Source organism: Kineococcus rubinsiae, from assembly GCF_011839805.1.
Taxonomy (GTDB): Bacteria; Actinomycetota; Actinomycetes; order Actinomycetales; family Kineococcaceae; genus Kineococcus; species Kineococcus rubinsiae.
This window is the reverse complement of the sequence record NZ_VWPY01000015.1, coordinates 50,579-71,457: the sequence shown is the minus strand read 5'-3', so window position 1 is coordinate 71,457 and position 20,879 is coordinate 50,579. Positions and strand designations below refer to the sequence as shown.

Here is a 20,879-nt window from a genome sequence, read left to right as displayed (position 1 = left end):
GGGCTCGACCGCGGCGGGCTCGGCCGCGGCGGGCTCGGCCGCGGCGGGGTCGGCGGCCGCGGGCTCGTCGGTCGTGGTGGGCTCGACGGCCGGCGCGGGCGCGGCAGGCGTCCCGGGCGCGGGAGCCACAGGCACGCCCAGGACCTCGTAGCCGTCGAGGTCGTCGGCGTCCAGGGCGGTCAGCGGTCCCGCGACGAGCAGCACGCGCGGCGCGCTCCAGCGGCGCAGCGCGGGGGCGGCGGAGGTGGTGGTCACGGGGCGTCCTGCCTGCTCGGGGTCCTCGGGTCTCGCTCGGACGGACCGCGGGGCGGGCACCGTGTGGTGCCCGCCCCGCGGTGTCCCCTCAGCCGACGACCGAGGTGATGGCGTCTCCCAGGGCTTTGGCCTCGTCCGGGGTCATCTCGACGACGAGACGACCACCGCCCTCCAGCGGCATGCGCAGGACGATGCCGCGCCCTTCCTTGGTGACCTCCAGCGGACCGTCTCCGGTCCTCGGCTTCATGGCCGCCATCGGCGTGCGTCCTCTCTCGTCGTCTCGTGCGCGCGCTCGGGCTCGCGGCTGGAAGCCGCGATCGGCGTGTGGACCACCATTATCCCCATCCGGGGGTGCCGCTCGCGCCGCCGGGCACCCCGACCCCCCGCGCGGCGGTGTCCGGCCTCACGGTGGCCAGTCGGCGGGCGGGGAGAAGCGCCAGAGCCACGCGACCCAGACGACCTGCAGCGCAAGGGAAGCGATCACGACGACGCGCAGGGTGCTGCGGCTGCGGGGCCGCAGCGCGACGAGCCCGCCGAGCGGGAAGAGCAGGATCAGGTAGCGGAAGAGGCTCGTGAAGGGGTCAAGGACGAGCAGGAGGTAGGCCGGGTAGGCCACGCACCAGGCGCGCAGCTGCGGGCCCAGCACGGCGGTGCGCCGCGAGAGCAGCCAGGCCGCGGAGGCGACGACGGCGGCCACGAGCACGAGCGGCCCGGCCCTCTCCCCGAGCACGTACTGCGCCACCGACCACCAGGGCTTCAGCCAGACGACCTGACCGCCGACGCGCCAGGCGCCCATCGTGGCCGTGTAGGCGTCGGTGCGACCCGTGAGCCACCAGGTCGTGACGGGCCAGAGCAGCCCCGCGACGCCGGAGGCCGCGAGCAGTGCCAGCGCCCGGGCCGCCGTTCCCCGGCCCGGGCGGCGGCGGCCGGCGACCCAGCCCGCGCGGGCCCGCAGGGCGAGGTGCACGACGACGACCGCCGTCAGCGGGACGGCCACGGGCCGCGAGAGGCCCAGCAGCAGGGCCGTCAGCGCGGCCGGGAGGTAGCGCTCGCGCAGCAGCAGGAGCAGCACGACCGCGAGCAGCAGGACGGCGAGCGCCTCGGTGTAGGCGACCTGCAGCACGGGTGAGACCGGGGAGCAGCAGAAGAGCACGGCCGCGCTCCAGGCCGCGCGCGCGGCGACGACCGGGCGGGCGCCCTGCGCCGCCACGGCCCGCCGCACCAGGGCGTGCACGAGCACCGCGGCGCCCGCCCCGCAGACCAGGGACACGGCCGCGCCCGTGGTGGGGAACGAGAGCCCCGTGAGCGCCATGAGCACGCGGCACAGCAGCGGGAAGAGCGGGTAGAACGCCAGCGCCGACTGCCGCGGGTCCCCGTCGGAGCCCAGCGGGACGCTCGCGGGGTAGCCAGTCTCGGCGATCTCGCGGTACCAGCTGCCGTCCCAGAGGGCGAGCATGTCGTGGTACCCGGGGTCGTCGGAGGTCCAGATGCTCGGCTCCTGGAACCGGGCCACCTCGGCCAGGACGACCGCGGAGAAGCAGCGCGCGAGGACGTAGACGACGAGGACGCGGACGGCCGCGGGCGAGCGCAGCCAGCGCAGCGCGAGCCGGGTGCGCCAGGCCGCGGGCGGGCGCCGGGCCGGCACCGTCGGCGCGGCGGTCACCGCTCGCCCCTCACAGCCGGCCCCCCCGAGCCGCCCCTCACGGCCGGGCCGTCACGAGCGGCCCGTCACTGCCCGCGGGCCCCGGGCGCCGCGTCCGCGCGGAAGGTGTCGCGGACCATCGTGCGCAGCACGGCCGTGAAGGCCGCGGTCCCCAGCCAGCCCGGCACCGGGCCCGCCACGGCGGCGAGGTGCGAGAGCCACGCGGGGCGCACGCGGATCCGCTCGGTCCACTCGACCTGGGTGCGCCCGCCACCGACGTCGCGCACGCCGATGCTCACGGTGCCACCGAGCAGCGTGCCGGTCTTGACGATGTCGACGACGCCGGGGCGGCCGCCCGCGGGCTCGCGGCGGCGCACGACGGTCATGGGGTCGTCGAAGGCGAGCGGCCCGGCGCCCGAGCGGCCGACGAACCGCTCGCCGGGCGCGGCGACGGGGCCGGGCAGCCGCTCGACGACGGTGGCGGGGACCCAGTCGGTCTGGCGGGGCCAGTCGGTGAGGACGGCGAAGACCGCGGCGGCGTCGGCGTCGACGAGGCTGCGCGCCGTGAAGGCGACGACCGTGCGGCGGCGCTCGGCGGCCGGCGGGGTGGGGTCGACCCCGCCGGGGAGGTCCGCGGCGATGGGCCCGGCCACGAGGTCAGTCACCGGCGGTGCGCCAGGCGGTGAGTTCCTCGTCGCGCTCGCGCAGCTCCTCGCGCAGCTTCTCCAGCACGGCGTCGACCTCGTCCATCCGGTAGCCGCGCAGGCCCAGGGAGAAGCGGACGGCGTCGACGTCCGCGGCCGCCACGGGGCCCTCGGGCAGGCCCACGTAGGGCCGGGTGCTCGTCGCGGGGCCCAGGCCGCCGCTGATGCGCCCGCTCGCGACGGCCGCGACCAGCCCGATCGCCACGAGGACGACGACGAGCAGGAAGAGGGTCACGCCCCGGCCCCGTCGTCGGTGGGCCGCCGCGCGTCGCGCGGGTCGGCCGGGACCTCGCCCTTGGGCGGGAAGTCCACGAAGGTGCCCACGATCTCCGACGACGGCAGCGTGACGCGCTCGCGCGGCGCCGACTCGAGGAAGTCGATGGCGTCCTCGGGGTCGTCGGTCCAGTGGATGGTGTCGAAGATCAGCGACCGGGCGAAGCCCGTGTCCACGAGCCCCTCGAGCCACGTCCGCAGCCCGCGGTAGTGCCCGAGGGAGTCGAGCACCGCCAGCGGCTTGGTGTGCAGGCCGATCGTGCGGGCCACCCAGATCTCGAAGAGCTCCTCGAGGGTGCCGAGGCCGCCGGGGAGCACGACGAAGGCGTCGGCGCGCTCGTCCATGAGGGCCTTGCGCTCGCGCATCTCGTCGGTGACGAGCAGCTCGGAGATGCCCTCGGGCGGCAGCTCCAGCTCGAGCAGCGCCCGCGGGATCACGCCCGTGGTCCGCGCCCCCGCCGCCCGGGCCGCGGCCTCGGCCGCCCCCATGACGGAGGTGCCGCCGCCGCCGTAGACGAAGTCGTGGCCGCGCTCGCCGATGATGCGGCCCACGCGGGCCGCCAGCTCGACGTGGGCCGGGTCGATGCCCCCGCTCGCGCTGCCGTACAGGCAGATGGTGCTCACTCGGTCCCCCCCGTCGTCCCCGCGGCGCCGGCCGCGGGTTCCAGCAGCCAGCCTCGCAGGACCCGCACGCAGGTCTCGATCTCCTCGACCCGGCAGCGCTCGTCGTCGGCGTGCGCGGTCGCGTTGTCGCCCGGCCCGTAGTTCACGGCCGGCACGCCCAGCGCGGAGAAGCGCGCGACGTCGGTCCAGCCGTACTTGGGCAGCGGGGTCGCCCCCGTGCGGCGCACGAAGTCGGCCGCGGCGGGGCGGTCCAGGCCGGGCAGCGCGCCCTCGGCGACGTCGGTGACCCGGACGTCGAAGCCGTCGAAGACCTCGCGCACGTGGGCCTCGGCCTCGGCTGCGGACCACTTCGGGGCGAAGCGGTGGTTGACCACGACGACGCAGCGGTCGGGGATGACGTTGCCCGCGATGCCGCCCTGGATGCCGACCGCGTTGAGGGCCTCGCGGAACACGAGGCCCTCGACCTCGACCTCCGCGGGCGTGTGCGCGGCGAGGCGGGCGAGGACCGGCGCGGCGGCGTGGATCGCGTTGGCGCCGCGCCACGGGCGGGCCGAGTGCGCGGCCTGGCCGGTCGTGGTGACCTCGGCGCGCAGCGTGCCGTTGCAGCCGCCCTCGACGATCGCGGAGGACGGCTCGAGCAGGATGGCGAAGTCCGCGGCCAGCGCGTCGGGGGCGTTGCGCGCGAGGCGGCCGAGGCCGTTGCGGGCGGCCTCGACCTCCTCGTGGTCGTAGAAGACGAAGGTGACGTCGCGCGTCAGGGCGTCGCCCGCGGCCGCGACCTCGCGGGCCAGGACGAGCTGGACCGCCAGGCCGCCCTTCATGTCGCACGTGCCGCGCCCGACGAGGACGTCGCCGTCGACGGGGTGCTGCTCGCGGCGCACGGGGAGGTTCGGCGGGTCGGTCAGCGGGACGGTGTCGAGGTGACCGGCCAGCAGGACCCGCTCGGCGCGGCCGAGGCGGGTGCGGGCCACGACCGCGTCGCCGTCGCGGAGCACGTCCAGGCCGGTGCCGCGCAGCGCCGCCTCGACGGCGTCGGCCAGCGCGGTCTCCTCCCCGCTCACCGAGGCCGTGTCGCAGACGCGGCGGGTCAGCTCGACCGCGTCGAGGCCCGGGTCGGCGAGGTCGAGGGGCGACCCCGTCGTCGTGGTGGTCTGCGGGGTGCTCACGCGCGCCAGCCTAACGAGGCCCGTCTGGGGCGGGCCCGCGCACCGCCCCGACCCGCCCGCCCGCTCCCCGGCGCGGGGCCCCGCACCCCGTAGGGTCTGGGCGCGTGAGCACGCAGCCGTCCTCTCCCGTCCCCGGTCCGTCGGGCGCCACCGCCGCCGGAGCCACCGCCGCCGGAGCCCCTGCCGCCGGAGCCTCTGCCGCCGGAGCCACCGCCGGTCGTCGCCTCGCCTGGGGCCACGGCCTGGCGACGTCCGCCGAGGACGGCACCGTGCTGGACGTCTGGTACCCCTTCCCCGCCCTCGGGGCCTTCCCCGGCACCGGCTCCTACGGCGTGCCCGCCGAGCTGGCGTCGCTGGAGGACTCCGACCCGCACCGCCGCGTGCGCCAGCGGGTGATGACGACCGAGGTCGACCTCGACGCCCCGCCCGCCGACACCGCCGACGCCTACCTGCGCCTGCACCTGCTCTCCCACCGCCTCGTGCGGCCGCACGAGGTCGACCTCACGGGGATCTTCGGGGTGCTGGCCAACGTCGTGTGGACGAACCACGGGCCCTGCGCCGTGACCGACTTCGAGCGCACGCGGCTCGCGCTGCGCGCCAACGTCGGGCCGGTGACGGTCCTCGGCATCGACAAGTTCCCGCGGATGACCGACTACGTGACGCCGACGGGCGTGCGCATCGCCGACGCCGACCGCGTGCGCCTGGGGGCGCACCTGGCGCCGGGCACGACCGTCATGCACGAGGGCTTCGTGAACTACAACGCGGGCACCCTGGGCACCTCGATGGTCGAGGGGCGGGTCTCCGCGGGGGTCGTGGTCGGCGACGGCAGCGACGTCGGCGGGGGCGCCTCGATCATGGGGACGCTCTCCGGGGGCGGCAAGGAGGTCGTCCGCATCGGCGAGCGCTGCCTGCTGGGGGCGAACTCCGGCACGGGCATCTCCCTCGGCGACGACTGCGTCGTGGAGGCCGGGACGTACATCACGGCCGGCACGAAGGTCACGCTGCTCGCCGCGGACGGCAGCGTGGACCGCACGGTGTCCGCGCGCCTGCTGTCCGGGTCCGCGGGGCTGCTGTTCCGCCGCAACTCCGTCTCGGGGACCGTGGAGGCGCTGCCGCGCAAGGGCACGACGGTGGAGCTGAACCCTGCGCTGCACGCGAACTGACCCGCCCGCGGCGACCTCCGGCCGCCGGGCCCGCGCGTGGTGACGCGCCGCGTCGCCGCGGCGCGGCGCCGCCGCGTCGTCGTGCTGGCGTCGGTGCTCGTGGTCGTCGTCGCGGGGGGCGTGTGGCTCTCGCGCGACGAGGACGCGCCCGTCGTCGTCGAGCGCTGCACCGCGAGCGGCGCCGGGGAGTCCACGTCGATGTCGCCGGAGCAGGCCGCGAACGCCGCGACGGTCGTGGGGATCGCCGTGCGCCGGGGGCTGCCCGCGCGGGCCGCGACGATCGCGATCGCGACGGTCGTGCAGGAGTCGGGGCTGCGCAACCTCGACCACGGCGACCGCGACTCCCTGGGCCTGTTCCAGCAGCGGCCCTCGCAGGGCTGGGGCAGCCCGGAGCAGGTGCGGGACCCCGTCTACGCGACGAACAAGTTCTACGACGGGCTCGTGAAGGTGGACGGCTACCGCGACCTGCCCGTCACGGAGGCCGCGCAGGCCGTGCAGCGCAGCGGCTTCCCCCTGGCCTACGGCGACCACGAGCAGGAGGGCCGGCTCGTGGCCTCGGCCCTGACCGGCTACACGCCGGGCGGCTTCACGTGCCGGCTGCACCCGGCCTCGGCGGAGCCCGGGGAGGCCGGCGACGACGAGACCCCGGTGCCGCGGGCGGCCGCCGTCCGCGACGCCCTCGGCGTGCAGGTCACCCCGGTGGCGCCGGCCGTCGTGCCGGGCACCACGGGGCACGGCCTGGAGTACGCGCTCGGTGAGGGCGACGACGCCGTGCGCACCGCCTGGGCGGTCGCCGGCTGGGCGGTGGCGTCGGCGGAGCGCTACGGCATCACCGAGGTCAGCGTCGACGGGTCCCGGTGGACGCGGACGTCGGGCGGGGCGTGGCGCACGACGGCCACGGGGGTGCCGCCGGGCGGCGTGCAGGTCCGCGTCGCGGAGTGACGCCCGCCCGGCGGGGCCGGCTCAGCGGCCGCCGAGCTCCGTGTAGCCGCGCTCGGCCTCGCCCACGTACACCTGGCGCGGACGGCCGATCTTGGTGGCCGGGTCGTTGATCATCTCGCGCCACTGCGCGATCCAGCCGGGCAGCCGGCCGAGGGCGAACAGGACCGTGAACATCTTCGTCGGGAAACCCATCGCCTTGTAGATGATGCCCGTGTAGAAGTCCACGTTCGGGTACAGCTTGCGCTCGATGAAGTAGTCGTCGGAGAGCGCGATCTCCTCCAGGCGCATGGCGATGTCGAGCATCTCGTCGCGCTTGCCCAGCAGGGAGAGGACCTCGTCCGCGGTCTTCTTCACGATGGCCGCGCGCGGGTCGTAGTTCTTGTACACCCGGTGGCCGAAGCCCATCAGGCGCACACCCTTCTCCTTGTTCTTGACCTTGGTCATGAACGTGTCGACGTCGTCGTCGGAGTTCTTGATCATCTCGAGCATGTCGAGGACCGCGGAGTTCGCGCCGCCGTGCAGCGGCCCGGACAGCGCGTGGATCCCGGCCGACACCGACGCGAACAGGTTCGCCTGCCCGGACCCGACGAGCCGCACGGTCGAGGTGGAGCAGTTCTGCTCGTGGTCGGCGTGCAGGATGAACAGCTGGTCCAGCGCCTTGACCAGCGTCGGGTCGAGCTCGTAGTCCTCGGCGGGGTTGCCGAAGGCGAGCCGCGTGAAGTTCTCGACGAGGCCGAGGCGGTTGTCGGGGTACAGCAGCGGCTGCCCGAGGGACTTGCGGTGCGCGTACGCCGCGATCGTCGGCAGCTTGGCCAGGAGGCGGATCGTGGACAGCTCGACCTGCTCGGCGTCGAACGGGTTGAGGCTGTTCGGGTAGAACGTCGACAGCGCGCTCACGGCGCTGGACAGGACCGGCATGGGGTGCGCGTCGCGCGGGAAGCCGTCGAAGAACCGCTTGAGGTCCTCGTGCAGCAGCGTGTGGCGCTGGATCCGCTCGGTGAACGCCGAGAGCTGGGTCTCCGTCGGCAGCTCGCCGTAGATGAGCAGGTAGGACGTCTCGACGAAGGACGACTTCTCCGCGAGCTGCTCGATGGGGTAGCCGCGGTAGCGCAGGATGCCCGCGTCGCCGTCGATGTAGGTGACCGCCGACGTGCAGGACGCGGTGTTCGTGAATCCCGAGTCGAGCGTGACGAGCCCGGTCTCCTTCATCAGGCTGCCGATCCCGAACCCGGCGTTGCCCTCGGTCGCGGGGGTCACGGGGAGGTCGAGCTCGCCACCAGCGTGCTTGAGCGTCACGGAGTCCACCATGCGGCGACCGTACCCGTCCCCCGCACGCGTCCCCAACGCGAGGTCCTGCGACGACCCCGTCACCCCCCGTGCGGGGGCCGGGGCCGCCGCGGCCCTCAGGCCCGGAGGTCGGCGAGCCGCTCCGGCACCTGCGCGATGCGCTCGTCGGTCGCCGTGAGGGCGATCCGGACGTGCTGCGCGCCCGCGGGGCCGTAGAAGTCCCCCGGCGCCGCCAGGATGCCCCGCTCGGCCAGCAGGTCGACCGTCGCGCGGCTGTCCCGGCTCAGGGTGCTCCACAGGTACAGCCCGGCCCCGGAGGCGTCCACGCGGAAGCCCGCGGCCTCCAGCGCCGTGCGCACGACGTCACGGCGGGCCCGGTAGCGCTCGCGCTGGGCGTCGACGTGGGCGTCGTCGGCGAGCGCCGCGGCCAGGGCCACCTGCACGGGCCACGGCACGATCATCCCGGCGTGCTTGCGCACGGCCAGCAGCTCGGCGACGAGGGCGACGTCCCCGGCGACGAAGGCGGCGCGGTAGCCGGCCAGGTTCGACTGCTTGGACGTCGAGTACACGCACAGCAGGCCCGTGTGGTCACCGCCGCAGACGCGGGGGTCCAGCAGCGAGGGCACCAGGCCGCCGCGGGAGGCGTCGTGGCGCTCGTCCCAGCCGAGCTCGGCGTAGCACTCGTCGCTCGCGACGACGATGCCCCGCTCGCGCGCCCAGGCGACGACGGCGGCGAGCTCCTCGACCTCGAGCACCGCACCCGTCGGGTTCGACGGCGAGTTCAGCCAGACGAGCCCGACGCGCCCGCCCGTCTCCAGCGCCTGCTCCTCGGCGGCCGCGAGCCCCGCGACGCCGTCGGCGACCACGGGGCGGGCGCCGCCCAGGCGGGCGCCGACGTCGTAGGTCGGGTAGGCGACGCCGGGGTGGGCCACGACGTCGCCGGCCCCGAGGCCCAGCAGCAGCGGCAGCCACGCGACGAGCTCCTTGGAGCCGATCGTCGGCAGCACGCCGTCCGGGTCCAGGCCGGGCACGCCGCGGCGGCGGGCGAACCAGGCGCTCACGGTCTCGCGCAGCGCCGGGGTCCCGTGCGTCTGCGGGTAGCCGGGGGCGTTGGCGGCCCCGCGCAGGGCGTCGGCGACGACCTGCGGCGTCGGGTCCACGGGCGTGCCGACGGACAGGTCGACGATCCCGCCGGGGTGCGCCGCAGCCCGCGCCTTGGCGGCCGCGAGGGAGTCCCAGGGGAAGTCGGGCAGGTCCGCACCGCGGGAGCGCCGCCCGGGGCCGGTGACGGTCGGGGCGGCGGCTCCCGCGGTGTCCACGCTCAGGACCCTTCGCCCTGCGGGGGCAGCGAGGTGACCGCGGGGTGGTCGAGGTCGATGACCCCGAGCTTCGCGGCGCCGCCGGGCGAGCCGACGGTGTCGAAGAACTCGACGTTGGCCGCCGTGAAGACGGACCACTGCTCGGGGACGTCGTCCTCGTAGTAGATGGCCTCCACGGGGCACACCGGCTCGCAGGCGCCGCAGTCGACGCACTCGTCCGGGTGGATGTACAGGGAGCGGTTGCCCTCGTAGATGCAGTCGACGGGACACTCCTCGATGCAGGCCTTGTCCTTGACGTCCACGCAGGGCTGGGCGATGACGTAGGTCACAGGTGTCCTCCTCCTCCGGCTCCGGACGTCCCGGTGCCGTGCGGTGACCGCGTGGTGGGTCGGGTGCGCGACGACGGGCGCGGGCCGGTGGTTCCTCGACGGTGCTGCACCCGGGCCCCCGGGCGCACCCGCCTAGTATCGCGGACTCCCGCAGCGACGACAGGCAGGAGGGCCCCGTGCCCGAGACGGCAGGCCCGCCCGACCCCCGCGACGCCCCTCGTGCCGACTCCAGCGACGCCCCCGCCGACGGGTCCGGCGTGCGGCTCGCGCTGCGCGAGGAGGAGCTCGTCGTGGGCGCCCGCGTGGTCGTGCGGCACCGCCTGCCCGACGGCTCGGCGAGCGACGCGCTGGGCGAGCTGCTCGTCGTCGAGCCGGCGGAGCTCGTCGTGGCCACCCGGCGCGGGCCCGTCGCGGTGCGCCGCGCCGACGTCCTGGCGGCCAAGGCCGTGCCCCCGCCGCCGCGGCGCCGGGGCGCCCCGCACGTCGCGGTCGGCGTGGACGACCTGCAGCGGCTGATGGCCGAGCACTGGCGCCCGGTGGAGCGCGAGCGCCTCGGCGACTGGTGGCTGCGCGCGGCCGGGGGCTTCACGGGCCGCGCCAACTCCTGCCTCGCGGTCGGCGCGGCGGGCACCGGCCTCGACGACGCCGTCGCCCGGGTCGGCGCCTGGTACGCCCACCGGTCGCTGCCACCCCGCTTCGCCCTCGTCCACCCGGCGGGGACGCTGGGCGAGGGCACGCCCCTGGCCGACGAGCTCACCGCCCGCGGGTGGGCGGTCGAGACCCCCACCGTCGTCATGACGGCCGCGACCGACGACCTGCCCGGCGCCCGGGAGATGCCCCTCCCGGCGGGCGACTGGACCGTGGACGCCGCGGACGCCCCCGACGAGGACTGGCTCGCGGCCTACCACTACCGCGGCCGGGGCCCGGTGCCCGCCGTGGGCAGGACGGTGCTCGTCTCCGCGGACGCGCAGGTGTTCGTCCGGGTGCGCGACGCGGGCCGCACGGTCGCGATCGCCCGCGGGTCCCTCTCCCCCGGCTGGGCGGGGCTGACGGCGGTCGAGGTCGCCCCCTCGCACCGCCGCCGCGGCCTGGGCCGCCGGGTGCTCGGCGAGGTCGCCGACTGGGCCCGGGCCGCGGGCGCCACGTCCACCTACCTGCAGGTCGCCGAGGCCAACGCCGGGGCCCGGGCGCTCTACGAGGGCGCGGGGTTCACCGTCCACCACGGCTACCACTACCGCGTCACCCCCTGAGCTCCGGCGGCGAGACCGGCGCCTCGCCGCGCCCCCGCCGTGCCCCACCGCGCCCCCTGAACCCCGACCCACCCCCAGGAGATCCCGTGCCGCTGAGCCGCACCGCCGAGCACACCGAGGACGACCGCGCGCTGCGCCTCGTGTGGGGCCACGGGGCCCTGACCGTGGAGCTCGCGCAGCCCGCGCACGGACCGCTCGCGGTGACCCGCGTGAGCCCGGCCCCCTGCCCCGAGGACGCCGCCGCCCCGGACGACGCGGGTCCGCACGACGAGGAGGACTCGAGCACCGACGACGGCTGGGGGCAGGACGCGGTGCCGCTGGTCGAGCTCATCGCCGCGGGTTACGGGCGCGCACGCGCCTCGATGCGGCTCGTGCGCACGGCCGTGGGCGCCCGGCTGCGCCTGGTCGGCCACGAGCGGGACACCGACGAGCGCGGGCACCACCGCCTCCACCTGGACCTGCGCGACCGGGTGTCCGGGCTGGCCGTCCGCGTCGCACTCACGTCGGCCGAGGGCGTCTCCGCCCTCACCTGCGTCACCACGGTGACCAACGAGGGCGACGACGTCGCCGTGCTGCAGGCCGTGACCAGCTGGGCGAGCCGCGTGCAGCCCACCAGCGGCGGGACGGGCGCCGCGGCCGGCGACCTCGAGCTGCTGCACGGCCGCTCCGACTGGGTCGGCGAGGGCCGGTGGCGCCGGGAGCCGCTGCGCGCCGCGGGCCTCGCCGACCTCACGCTGTCCGCGCACGGCGGGGAGGGCCGGCAGGCCCTCGTCGAGCGCTCGCAGGGGACGTGGTCCACGGGCGGCCCGCAGCCGCTGGGCGCGCTCACCGCGGGCGACGGGACCACGTGGGTGTGGGAGGTGGCCAGCAGCGCGGGGTGGCGCTGGGAGGTCGGCGACGACGCCGCCGGGACCTACCTCGCGCTGTCCGGGCCGACCGACGACGACCACGCCTGGGTCGAACTGCTCGCGCCCGGGGCGAGCTGGACGTCGGTGCCCGCGACCCTGGCGGTCGGGGCGGACCCCGACGCCGCCGTCGCGGCCCTGACCCGGCACCGGCGGGCGGTCCGCCGCCCGCACCCCGACGACACCGCCCTGCCCGTCGTCTTCAACGACTACATGAACACGCTGATGGGCGACCCGACGACGGAGAAGCTGCTCCCGCTGGTCGACGCGGCGGCGGAGGCGGGCGCGGAGGTCTTCTGCATCGACGCCGGCTGGTACGACGACACGGGCGACTGGTGGGACACCGTCGGCGCGTGGGAGCCCTCCACGGTCCGCTTCCCCGGCGGCCTGCGCGAGGTCACCGACCACATCGCCGCGCGCGGGATGGCCGTGGGCCTGTGGCTGGAGCCCGAGGTCGTCGGCGTGCGCAGCCCGCTCGCCGCGACCCTGCCGCCGGAGGCGTTCTGGCAGCGCCACGGCCGGGTGCTCACCGAGCACGGCCGCCACCACCTCGACCTCGCCCACCCCGCGGCGCGCGCCCACCTCGACGCCGTCGTGGACCGGCTCGTCGCGGACTTCGGCGTCGGGTTCTTCAAGCTCGACTACAACGTCAACCCCGGCGCCGGGACGGACCGCGACGGCCTGAGCCCCGGCGCGGGCATGCTGCGCCACCACCGCGCCCACCTGGACTGGCTGCGCGGCGTCCTGGACCGGCACCCGACCCTGGTGCTGGAGAACTGCGGCTCGGGCGGCATGCGCGCCGACCAGGCCCTGCTGCAGGTGCTGCAGCTGCAGTCGACCTCCGACCAGCAGGACCCGCCCCGCTACGCGCCGGTCGCGGCCGCCGCACCGCTGTCGGTGCTGCCCGAGCAGGCCGCGAACTGGGCCTACCCCCAGCCCGGGATGGGCGCGGAGGAGGTCGCGGCGACGCTCGTGACGGGCTTGCTCGGCCGCATCTACGTCTCGGGTCACCTGCCGCGCATGGACGACGCGCAGCGCGCCCTGGTGGCCGAGGCGATCGCGGCGCACCGCGCGCTGCGCGGCGACCTCGTCACGGCGGTGCCGGTGTGGCCGCTGGGGCTGCCCGGCTGGGACGAGGAGTGGACGGCCCTCGGGCTGCAGGGCAGCGGGTCCACGCTGCTCAGCGTCTGGCACCGCGGCCCCGCGGGCGGGTCCGCGCGGCTGCGGCTGCCCGCCCTGCGCGGCCGCGACCTCGAGGTGTCCCCGGTCTTCCCGGCCGGGCTGCGCGCCTGGTCGTGGTCCTGGGACGCCGCCGCGGGCGAGCTGGGCGTGACGGGCGCGGCGGACGGCTACACGGCCCGCTGCGTGCGCCTGACGCCCGCCTGAGCCTCAGGCCCGGCGGTCGGGCAGCGCCGCGTCGTCCTGGTGCTGCCCGCCGTGCAGGCCGGGCCCGCGCAGGTCGATGACCAGCGGCTCGTCGAGCGAGGGCAGCTCGTCCTGCGTCCACGTGGCGCCGTGGGCGGCGCGGGCCGCCTCGAGCACGTCGGTGATCTCGGAGCCGATGAGCTCGTGGCGCCTGACCAGGGCGTCGCGCAGGGCGGCGACGAGGTGGGTGTTGCGGCCCAAGAGCTCGACCACGGCGGCCTTCTGCTCGGCCAGGAGCTCCTCGACCATGCGCCGGCCCTCGCCGTCGCCGAGGACGCGGGAGACGAGGTTGCCGTCGGCGAAGGCCCCGTTCTGCACGGCCGCGAAGGAGATCAGCGTCCCCGCCATCCCGGCCGCGCCGACCATCTGCGCGGCCGTCTGCGTGGCGGTCAGCAGGTCCCCCGAGGGGCCCGTCGAGACGTCGCCGAAGAACAGCTCCTCGGCGACCTGCCCGCCGAACGCGATGCGGATCAGCCCGGCGAGCTCGGTGCGGGAGCGCGTGTAGACGTCCTCGGCGTCGCCGTGGGCGAGCAGGCCGAGGGCGTCGGCGCGCTTGACGATGGTGAGCACCTCGAGACGCCGCTGCGGCGCGACGAGCCACGCGACGACGGCGTGCCCCGCCTCGTGGGTGGCGATGAGCTCCTGCTCGTGGGGCGTGTAGGCCACGGGCTGGCCCAGGCCGACCTCGGTGACGAGGCGGGCGTGCTCGACGTCGGCCCAGGACATGCCGTCGGCGTCGCGGCGCACGGCGTTGACGAGAGCCTCGTCGAGCAGGCTCTCGATCATCACCGGGCTGTACCCCGTGGTGATCGCGGCCAGCGCGTCGCGGCGCTCGTCGGCGTCCAGGGCGGCGTCGTGGGCCTTGCGGGCCAGGAAGTGGTCGACGAGGTCGCGGCGGCCGGCCTTGTCGGGCAGGCCGAACGTCAGCCGGCGGTCGAAGCGGCCGGGCCGCAGGAGCGCCGGGTCGAGGGCGTCCGCGCGGTTCGTCGCGGCGATCAGCAGAACCTCGACGGGTTCGGCCACGGCGCGCTGCAGCTGGCGGTGCTCGGGCAGGAACCGGTTGACGGCGTCGAACACCTTGCCCTGCAGCGACTGCCAGCCCGTGGGCTCGTCGAAGGACTGCATCTGCACGAGGAGCTCGTTGACGACGCCGCTGGCGCCCTCGCTGCTGGCGACCCGGTCCACGCGCAGCGCCGGCGAGGCCGCCGAGGCGACGAGGCCCGTGAGCCCGCCGCACGACGACAGGGAGAACCCGGCGGCCGACGCGGCGGAGGCCACCGCGGCGTTCATCCCGCCGCGGGCGCCGGCGATCGCGTCGATCTCCTCGATGAACCCGATCGCGCCGCCCTCGGCGCGCGCGGCGCGGCGCAGGGCCTTGAAGTAGGAGCGCAGCTTGCGGGCCGTCGCGCCGTACCACATCGACTGGAACGAGGTCGCGGAGACGAAGAGGAACGGGACCCCCGCCTCGCGCGCCATGGCCTTGGCCATGTGCGTCTTGCCGGTGCCCGGGGACCCCTCGAACAGCAGCCCGCGCCGCGGGCGCCCGCCCATGTCCCGGCGGAAGCTGCGGGCCGCGAGGAACAGGTCGAGGCTGCGCTCGACGTCCTCCTTCACGGCCGCGAGGCCGACCACGTCGTCGAGGCCCACGTCGATCTGCTCGGGCCGGTACAGGACGTGCGGGGAGCGGCCCGCGACGACGGTCTGGCCCAGCAGCACCACGATCAGGACGGCGAAGAACAGCCCCGACATGAGGTAGATCGGGTCGATGCTCGGCAGGGCCGGCAGCAGCGAGCCGCCCGTGGCCAGCCGCACGTCGACGACCAGCAGCACCGCGAGCACGACGAGCAGCAGCACGCTCGTGCGGCGGAGGCGGTTGCGCTCCCGGGTCCGGCCGACGTCGGCGGCGTCGCGGCGGCGTCGCGGGGCCGTCCCGCCGGCCGGGTGCACGGTCGCGGCCGCCTCGGGGGTGCTGACCTGCGGGGCCACGGCCGCTCCTCTCGTCGCGACCGGGCGGGGAGCCGGGCCGTGGCCCCACCCAACCCCGGATGCGCGCAGGGTGCGCCCCTCATCGACCGTCCGTGACCGGAACGGGTGAGGGGTTCACCCGGGCGGCGCAACGACCTGCGCCCCGTGGCGGCCCGCCCGACGCCCCACCCCTCCGTGATCATGCAGGGATTCCCTGGGTGATCACGGGGGGAGGGTGTTCAGGACAGGGCGATGCCCGCGAAGAGGTCCGTCTCGCGGCCGTCGGCGTCGAAGGGCCCGCCGGGGACGCCGTGGGCGAGGTGGAAGTGCTCCAGCGGCTGCAGGGCCTGCGGGACCCCGTTGCTCAGGCGCATCGCCGGCACGGGGGCGTCGAGGTCCAGGGTGAGCTGGGTGGCGTGCGCACGCAGCGCGGCGAGCTTCGCGGCCGTCTGCCCCGAGGCGTCGACGACCGTGGTGACCTCGGCGTCGGGCACGACCGCGCTGGGCAGGGGCCCGTCGGGGTCCGCCGCGCCCTCGGCACCGGCCTCAGCGAGCGCCCGCACCCCCGCCCGGGCCAGGGACTCCGGCTGCACGCTCCAGTAGACCTTCGCGACCGACCACGGCACGACGTCGGGCTGCTCGCGGTCCTCCCCCGCCGCCAGGACGAGGGCGCGCACCGTGGCCTCGTGGACGCGGACGTGGTCGGGGTGGCCGTAGCCGCCGCCCGGCTCGTAGGTGACGACGACCTGCGGGCGCACCTCGCGCACGACGTCGGCGATGCGCTGGGCGACCTCCTCCGGGTCGGCCGCGGCCAGCGAGCGGGGGTCGACGTCCTCGCCCACGGCGGCCTGACCGGGGCGCAGCCACACCATCCCGGAGTCGCGGTAGCCCGTGCCGTCGCGGCGGACGAGGAAGCGGTGGTCCTCGACGCCGAGGGCCTCCATGGCCGTGGCCAGCTCGCCCGTGCGGTGCTCGGCGAGCTCGTCGGGGCCCAGGTGCGCGAGCTCGGCGGGGACGATGTCGCCCAGCTCCCCGCGCGTCGCGGTCAGCAGGGTCACCGCGGCGCCGGCCTGCGCGTAGCGGGCCATGGTGCCGCCCGTGCCGATGGTCTCGTCGTCGGGGTGGGCGTGCACGAACAGCAGCCGGCGCGGCTGGTCGAGGCGCTCCATCGACTCCAGCCCGGCCGGGTCCAGCTCCCCCGCGACGTCGTCGACGAGGTCGGCGGCGGCCTCGAGGGCGTCGTGCGACGCGGTGCCCGCGCCGGCGGTGTCGCCCGGCGCCAGCGCCGGGCCGGGGTCCTCGGACGGTCCAGGGAGAGTCGTCATGGGCTCATCCTGCACGCCGGCCCCGGGCGGGCGGCGCCGAGGGACCCCCCGCCGGAGGGGCCCGGGACGCGACGAACCCCCGGTGCGGGGCACCGGGGGTCCGTCGAGCGGTCGCGGCCGACGTGGTCGTCAGCCGTGCGGATCAGCCGCGGCGGGCCTTCGCGGAGTTCTTCGCGCGCGACGACGCGTCGAGCTCGACCTTGCGGATGCGCACGGCCTCCGGGGTCACCTCGACGCACTCGTCCTCGCGGCAGAACTCGAGCGACTGCTCCAGCGACAGGTGCCGCGGGGGCACGAGGCGCTCGAACTCGTCGGAGGTCGACGAGCGCATGTTGGAGAGCTTCTTCTCCTTGGTGATGTTCACGTCCATGTCGTCGGCGCGGGAGTTCTCGCCGACGATCATGCCCTCGTACACCTCGGACGTGGGCTCGATGAACATCTGCCCGCGCTCCTGCAGGTTCGTCATCGCGAACGCGGTGGCCGCACCGGCGCGGTCGGCGACGAGCGAACCCGACTGGCGCGTGCGGATGTCGCCCGCCCAGTGGTCGTACTTCGCGAACAGCGCGTGCGCGATGCCGGTGCCGCGGGTGTCGGTGAGGAACTCGGTGCGGAACCCGATGAGGCCGCGGGAGGGGACGTAGAACTCCATGCGCACCCAGCCGGTGCCGTGGTTGGTCATCGTCTCCATGCGGCCCTTGCGGGCGGCCAGCAGCTGGGTGATCGCGCCCAGGTACTCCTCGGGGGAGTCGATCGTCAGGTTCTCGAAGGGCTCGAGCGTCTTGCCGTGCTCGTCCTTGCGGGTGACGACCTGCGGCTTGCCGACGGTCAGCTCGTAGCCCTCGCGGCGCATCTGCTCGACGAGGATGGCCAGCGCCAGCTCACCGCGGCCCTGGACCTCCCACGCGTCGGGGCGCTCGGTCGGCAGGACGCGGATCGAGACGTTGCCGACGAGCTCCTTGTCGAGGCGGTCCTTGACCAGGCGCGCGGTGACCTTGGCGCCCTTGACGCGGCCGGCCATCGGCGAGGTGTTGATGCCGATGGTCATCGAGATCGCGGGCTCGTCGACCGTGATGAGGGGCAGCGGGTGCGGGTCATCCGGGTCGGCCAGGGTCTCGCCGATGGTGATCTCCGGGATGCCGGCGACGGCGACGATGTCGCCGGGGCCCGCCTTCTCCCCGGGCACGCGGGTGACGGCCTCGGTGACGAGGAGCTCGGTGACCTTGACGCGCTCGATGGTGCCGTCGTGCTTGCACCACGCGACCTGCTGTCCCTTGATGAGCTCGCCGGAGAAGATGCGCAGCAGCGCGAGGCGGCCCAGGAACGGCGAGGCGTCGAGGTTGGTGACGTGCGCCTGCAGCGGGGTCTCGGGGTCGTAGGTCGGCGCCGGGATCGTGTCGATGATCGTCTGGAACAGCGGGACGAGGTCCTCGTGGTCCGGCAGGCCACCGTCCTCGGGCTGGTTCAGCGAGGCGCGGCCGTTCTTCGCCGAGGCGTAGACGACGGGGACGCCGAGCAGCTGCTCGACGTCGATGCCCTCGATGTCCCCGCCCAGGTCGAGCAGCAGGTCGATGGTCTCCTCCACGACGGCGGAGATGCGCGCGTCGGGGCGGTCGACCTTGTTCACGAGGATCACGACGGGCATCCCGGCCGCGAGCGCCTTGCGGAGCACGAAGCGGGTCTGCGGCAGCGGGCCCTCGGAGGCGTCGACGAGCAGGACGACGCCGTCGACCATGGACAGCCCGCGCTCGACCTCGCCGCCGAAGTCGGCGTGGCCGGGGGTGTCGATGATGTTGATCGTCATGCCGCCCTCGGGCGCACCCGGGCCGCTGTAGCGGACCGAGGTGTTCTTCGCGAGGATCGTGATGCCCTTCTCGCGCTCGAGGTCACCGGAGTCCATGACGCGGTCGGCGACGTCGGCGTTGGCGCGGAAGGCGCCGGACTGCCAGAGCATCGCGTCGACGAGGGTGGTCTTGCCGTGGTCGACGTGGGCCACGATCGCGACGTTGCGCAGGTCGTCACGGGTGCTCAAGGGCATGGGGGGGCTCGCTCCACAGGAGGGGGTGTTGACAGGGGTCACGGAAGAGGTTCACCCCAGTCTACCTCTCGGGCCGCCCACCCCTCACCGCTCGCGCGGGTCGCAGGCCCCTGACCTGCGACGACACCTCCCAGCCCACCGTGATCACGCTGTTGGTACCTGCTCGTTCACCTGCAGCACGGGGTCACGGGGCGGAGGCGGCGGCCATCGCGGCGACCAGGGGCACGTCGCCCGGCAGCCAGTCGACCGACGCCCACGCCCCGGCCGGCAGCCAGCGCAGCTCGTCGTGGTCCTGCAGCGGTGCGGGGGTGCCGCACAGCAGCCGGGCCCACCACACGCGCATGACGAGGTCGCCCCCCAGGGGCCAGCCCTGCGCCGCGGGGGCGGCGACCTCCGCGCCGAGCTCGACGAGGACGCCGAGCTCCTCCGCGAGCTCGCGGTGCAGCGCCGCGACGGGCGTCTCGCCCGGTTCGACCTTGCCGCCGGGCAGCTCCCAGCGGCCCGCGAGCGCCGGCGGGGCGCTGCGCCGCGCGGCGAGCAGCCGCCCCGGGCGCGTGAGGTCGTCGACGATGGCCGCGCCGACCACGAGCCTCACGGCCGCTCCCCCGTCACGGCGCGGGCAGCGGCCGGGCGCCGCGGGCGCTCAGCAGGTCCGTCAGGACGGTGACCTCGCCCTCCTGGCTCGCCACGACCGCGGTCGCGAGGTCGCGCACCTCGGGGGTCGTCGCCCGGTCCGCGCCGACCTGCGCCATCTCGATGCCGCCCTGGTGGTGGCGCAGCATCAGCTGCAGGAAGTCCACCTCGAACGTCGCCCCGGTCTCCGACTGCAGGCGCGCCAGCTCGGCGGCCGTGGCCATCCCCGGCATGAGGTCGGAGCCGGTCGCGGCCTGGGTGGCGAGGTGGCGGCTGTGGGCGTCGGTCCCGCTCATCCACGTCATCGCGGGCGTGCTGGTCGCGAGCGGCCGGCCCCACACCACGAGCAGCTCCTGCAGGCGCCCCACCTGGTTCTGCTGCGTGCCGACGATGTCGACGGCGAGCTGGCGCACCTCGGGGGTGGGGGCGGTCTCGATCGCCTCGAAGGCCATCGACACCGCCTGCGCGTGGTGGGTGGACATGTCGCGGGCGAACCCGACGTCGACGGACTGGTCGCCGGGGGCGGTGGGCAGGGAGCGGCCGGCGAGGATGCCGCCGACGAGGACGAGCAGCAGCGCGACGAGCGCCAGCAGGACGCGGCGGGCGGTCACGGACGTCAGCCCGTCGGGGTCCCCGTGCCGTTGGAGCACAGGGCGCCGGGCTCGGGGGTCTGCGCCCCCTGGACGAACTTGGCCAGGAACGCGTCGATGCGCGGGTCCTCGGCGTCGGTGACCTGCAGCTGGTTGTTCCACGCGGACAGCACGATCGGCGACGGCAGCCCCTGGTACGGCGAGAGGACCGTGTACGCGTCCCCGCTGACGTCCTCCTTCAGCGTGTCGACGGCGTCGGCGGGCAGGTCGGGCGCGTACGTGATCCAGACGGCGCCGTGCTCCATCGAGTGCACCGCGTTCTCGTTGGGCACGGGCGCGTCGTAGACGCCGCAGTTCAGCCACTGGGGGTTGTGCGGGCCGCCGACCGGCGGGTTCTCGGTGTACGTCTGCTTCTCGGTCGTGTGCTGCGAGGCGGGGTAGCTGAAGGTCTTCACCGCAGCGAGCGACGGCGGTCCCGGCTGGTTGGCCAGCACGGCCGTGACCCCGCCGGCGACGCCCAGGACGACGACGGTCGGCACGGCGATGAGCAGGGCCCTGCGGCGGCTCGCCCGCTTCTTCTCGGCCCGCTGCATCGCGGCGACGCGCGCGGCCCGCTCCGCCCGGGTGCCCCCGGCGCTCGCGGTGCGCTCGTCCTGCGTGTCGGCCATCGACTCCCTCTCGTGCGGCTGCTCACCCGCGCCCCGGACCGGGACGCTCGGCTCTCAGTCTGCAACGACCGAGCACGCTCCGGGGTTCACGACCCGGCGGGGTGAGGTGCGCCACGCACCCGGACGGCGACGGCGGAGGGGTGGCGCAGCGGCTCGCTGCGCGGTCAGCGCCGGTGGTGGTGGTGCATCCCCGCACTCGGGGCGGAGGCGCCGTGCGGGTGCCGCACGCGCTCGTGGGTGAGGCCCTCGGCCGTGCGCTGCATGCGCCGGCGCGGGCTCAGACGCACCATGACGACGACGACCGCGACGACGATCGCCAGCACGACAGCCTCGACGACGAGCTCCATGGAACGACCCTACGCCTGCACGGCCCGTCACG

At 75.7% G+C, this 20,879-nt stretch carries 20 protein-coding genes and 1 pseudogene; 4 read left to right on the top strand and 17 right to left on the bottom strand.

Translation table 11 applies throughout. The features are described from left to right. From F1544_RS10210 to dapE, 7 genes and pseudogenes are all read right to left on the bottom strand, one after another. Positions 1-255: pseudogene (locus F1544_RS10210) on the bottom strand (hypothetical protein); the annotation flags it as partial. 88 nt (positions 256-343) lie between these two features. Beyond that, positions 344-511 (bottom strand): DUF3117 domain-containing protein, encoded by a 168-nt coding sequence (locus tag F1544_RS10205; protein ID WP_167584881.1) that lies wholly within the window; start codon positions 509-511, stop codon positions 344-346. Positions 512-658: 147 nt separating this feature from the next. Beyond that, positions 659-1,918, bottom strand: coding sequence for a mannosyltransferase family protein (locus F1544_RS10200; RefSeq protein ID WP_167584879.1), 1,260 nt, complete (start codon positions 1,916-1,918; stop codon positions 659-661). A gap of 65 nt (positions 1,919-1,983) precedes the next feature. Next, on the bottom strand, positions 1,984-2,562 hold the full coding sequence (locus F1544_RS10195) for an SRPBCC family protein (protein ID WP_167584877.1): 579 nt from the start codon (positions 2,560-2,562) through the stop codon (positions 1,984-1,986). After that, on the bottom strand, positions 2,555-2,836 hold the full coding sequence (locus tag F1544_RS26285) for a DivIVA domain-containing protein (RefSeq protein WP_167584875.1): 282 nt from the start codon (positions 2,834-2,836) through the stop codon (positions 2,555-2,557). Before F1544_RS26285 ends, F1544_RS10195 begins: the two co-directional genes overlap by 8 nt. After that, positions 2,833-3,498 (bottom strand): LOG family protein, encoded by a 666-nt coding sequence (locus tag F1544_RS10185; protein WP_167584873.1) that lies wholly within the window; start codon positions 3,496-3,498, stop codon positions 2,833-2,835. The genes F1544_RS26285 and F1544_RS10185 overlap by 4 nt, the downstream gene beginning before the upstream one ends. Continuing rightward, a complete protein-coding gene (gene dapE, locus F1544_RS10180; RefSeq protein ID WP_167584870.1) occupies positions 3,495-4,664 on the bottom strand; it encodes a succinyl-diaminopimelate desuccinylase in 1,170 nt (389 codons plus the stop codon). Before dapE ends, F1544_RS10185 begins: the two co-directional genes overlap by 4 nt. A 104-nt stretch (positions 4,665-4,768) precedes the next feature. On the opposite strand from dapE, the gene dapD reads away from it, so the two are divergent. Both dapD and F1544_RS10170 read left to right on the top strand, forming a co-directional pair. Continuing rightward, positions 4,769-5,827 carry a 2,3,4,5-tetrahydropyridine-2,6-dicarboxylate N-succinyltransferase gene (dapD, locus tag F1544_RS10175; RefSeq protein ID WP_167584868.1) on the top strand — a complete coding sequence of 353 codons (1,059 nt, stop codon included), beginning with the start codon at positions 4,769-4,771 and terminating at the stop codon, positions 5,825-5,827. Between the two features lie 36 nt (positions 5,828-5,863). Next, complete coding sequence (locus F1544_RS10170; protein WP_244308291.1) at positions 5,864-6,769, top strand: hypothetical protein; 906 nt, start codon at positions 5,864-5,866, stop codon at positions 6,767-6,769. Between the two features lie 21 nt (positions 6,770-6,790). Here the strand turns inward: F1544_RS10170 and F1544_RS10165 are convergent, their stop codons facing one another. The 3 genes from F1544_RS10165 to fdxA all read right to left on the bottom strand — a co-directional run bounded on the left by F1544_RS10165 (position 6,791) and on the right by fdxA (position 9,704). Continuing rightward, complete coding sequence (locus F1544_RS10165; RefSeq protein ID WP_167584866.1) at positions 6,791-8,077, bottom strand: citrate synthase; 1,287 nt, start codon at positions 8,075-8,077, stop codon at positions 6,791-6,793. A gap of 95 nt (positions 8,078-8,172) precedes the next feature. Beyond that, the gene (gene dapC / locus F1544_RS10160) at positions 8,173-9,309 is read right to left on the bottom strand and encodes a succinyldiaminopimelate transaminase (protein ID WP_244308311.1); all 1,137 of its coding nucleotides are present in this window, start codon (positions 9,307-9,309) and stop codon (positions 8,173-8,175) included. 68 nt (positions 9,310-9,377) lie between these two features. After that, positions 9,378-9,704: a ferredoxin gene (gene fdxA, locus F1544_RS23465; RefSeq protein WP_308469990.1), complete on the bottom strand. Its 327-nt coding sequence runs from the start codon at positions 9,702-9,704 to the stop codon at positions 9,378-9,380. Between the two features lie 176 nt (positions 9,705-9,880). Between fdxA and F1544_RS25820 the strand changes: the two genes are divergently transcribed. Together F1544_RS25820 and F1544_RS10150 are read left to right on the top strand one after the other, a co-directional pair. Beyond that, the gene (locus F1544_RS25820) at positions 9,881-10,954 is read left to right on the top strand and encodes a GNAT family N-acetyltransferase (RefSeq protein WP_167584860.1); all 1,074 of its coding nucleotides are present in this window, start codon (positions 9,881-9,883) and stop codon (positions 10,952-10,954) included. A gap of 86 nt (positions 10,955-11,040) precedes the next feature. Further along, entirely contained in the window at positions 11,041-13,245 is a 2,205-nt protein-coding gene (locus F1544_RS10150) for an alpha-galactosidase (RefSeq protein WP_208971628.1), read from the top strand. A 3-nt stretch (positions 13,246-13,248) separates the two neighbouring features. On the opposite strand, the gene F1544_RS10145 is transcribed toward F1544_RS10150, so the two are convergent. The 7 genes from F1544_RS10145 to F1544_RS10115 form a co-directional block, all read right to left on the bottom strand. Further along, on the bottom strand, positions 13,249-15,270 hold the full coding sequence (locus F1544_RS10145; RefSeq protein ID WP_308469989.1) for an AAA family ATPase: 2,022 nt from the start codon (positions 15,268-15,270) through the stop codon (positions 13,249-13,251). 218 nt (positions 15,271-15,488) lie between these two features. Next, positions 15,489-16,574, bottom strand: coding sequence for an N-acetyl-1-D-myo-inositol-2-amino-2-deoxy-alpha-D-glucopyranoside deacetylase (gene mshB / locus F1544_RS10140; RefSeq protein ID WP_208971627.1), 1,086 nt, complete (start codon positions 16,572-16,574; stop codon positions 15,489-15,491). A 142-nt stretch (positions 16,575-16,716) separates the two neighbouring features. After that, positions 16,717-18,609, bottom strand: coding sequence for a translational GTPase TypA (gene typA, locus F1544_RS10135; protein WP_167584857.1), 1,893 nt, complete (start codon positions 18,607-18,609; stop codon positions 16,717-16,719). 184 nt (positions 18,610-18,793) lie between these two features. Continuing rightward, entirely contained in the window at positions 18,794-19,204 is a 411-nt protein-coding gene (locus tag F1544_RS10130) for a (deoxy)nucleoside triphosphate pyrophosphohydrolase (protein WP_167584854.1), read from the bottom strand. 13 nt (positions 19,205-19,217) lie between these two features. After that, positions 19,218-19,853: a DUF305 domain-containing protein gene (locus F1544_RS10125; protein WP_208971626.1), complete on the bottom strand. Its 636-nt coding sequence runs from the start codon at positions 19,851-19,853 to the stop codon at positions 19,218-19,220. Positions 19,854-19,858: 5 nt separating this feature from the next. Next, on the bottom strand, positions 19,859-20,500 hold the full coding sequence (locus F1544_RS10120; protein WP_167584851.1) for a thioredoxin-like domain-containing protein: 642 nt from the start codon (positions 20,498-20,500) through the stop codon (positions 19,859-19,861). A gap of 164 nt (positions 20,501-20,664) precedes the next feature. Then, on the bottom strand, positions 20,665-20,847 hold the full coding sequence (locus F1544_RS10115) for a hypothetical protein (protein ID WP_167584848.1): 183 nt from the start codon (positions 20,845-20,847) through the stop codon (positions 20,665-20,667). Positions 20,848-20,879 lie beyond the last annotated feature (32 nt).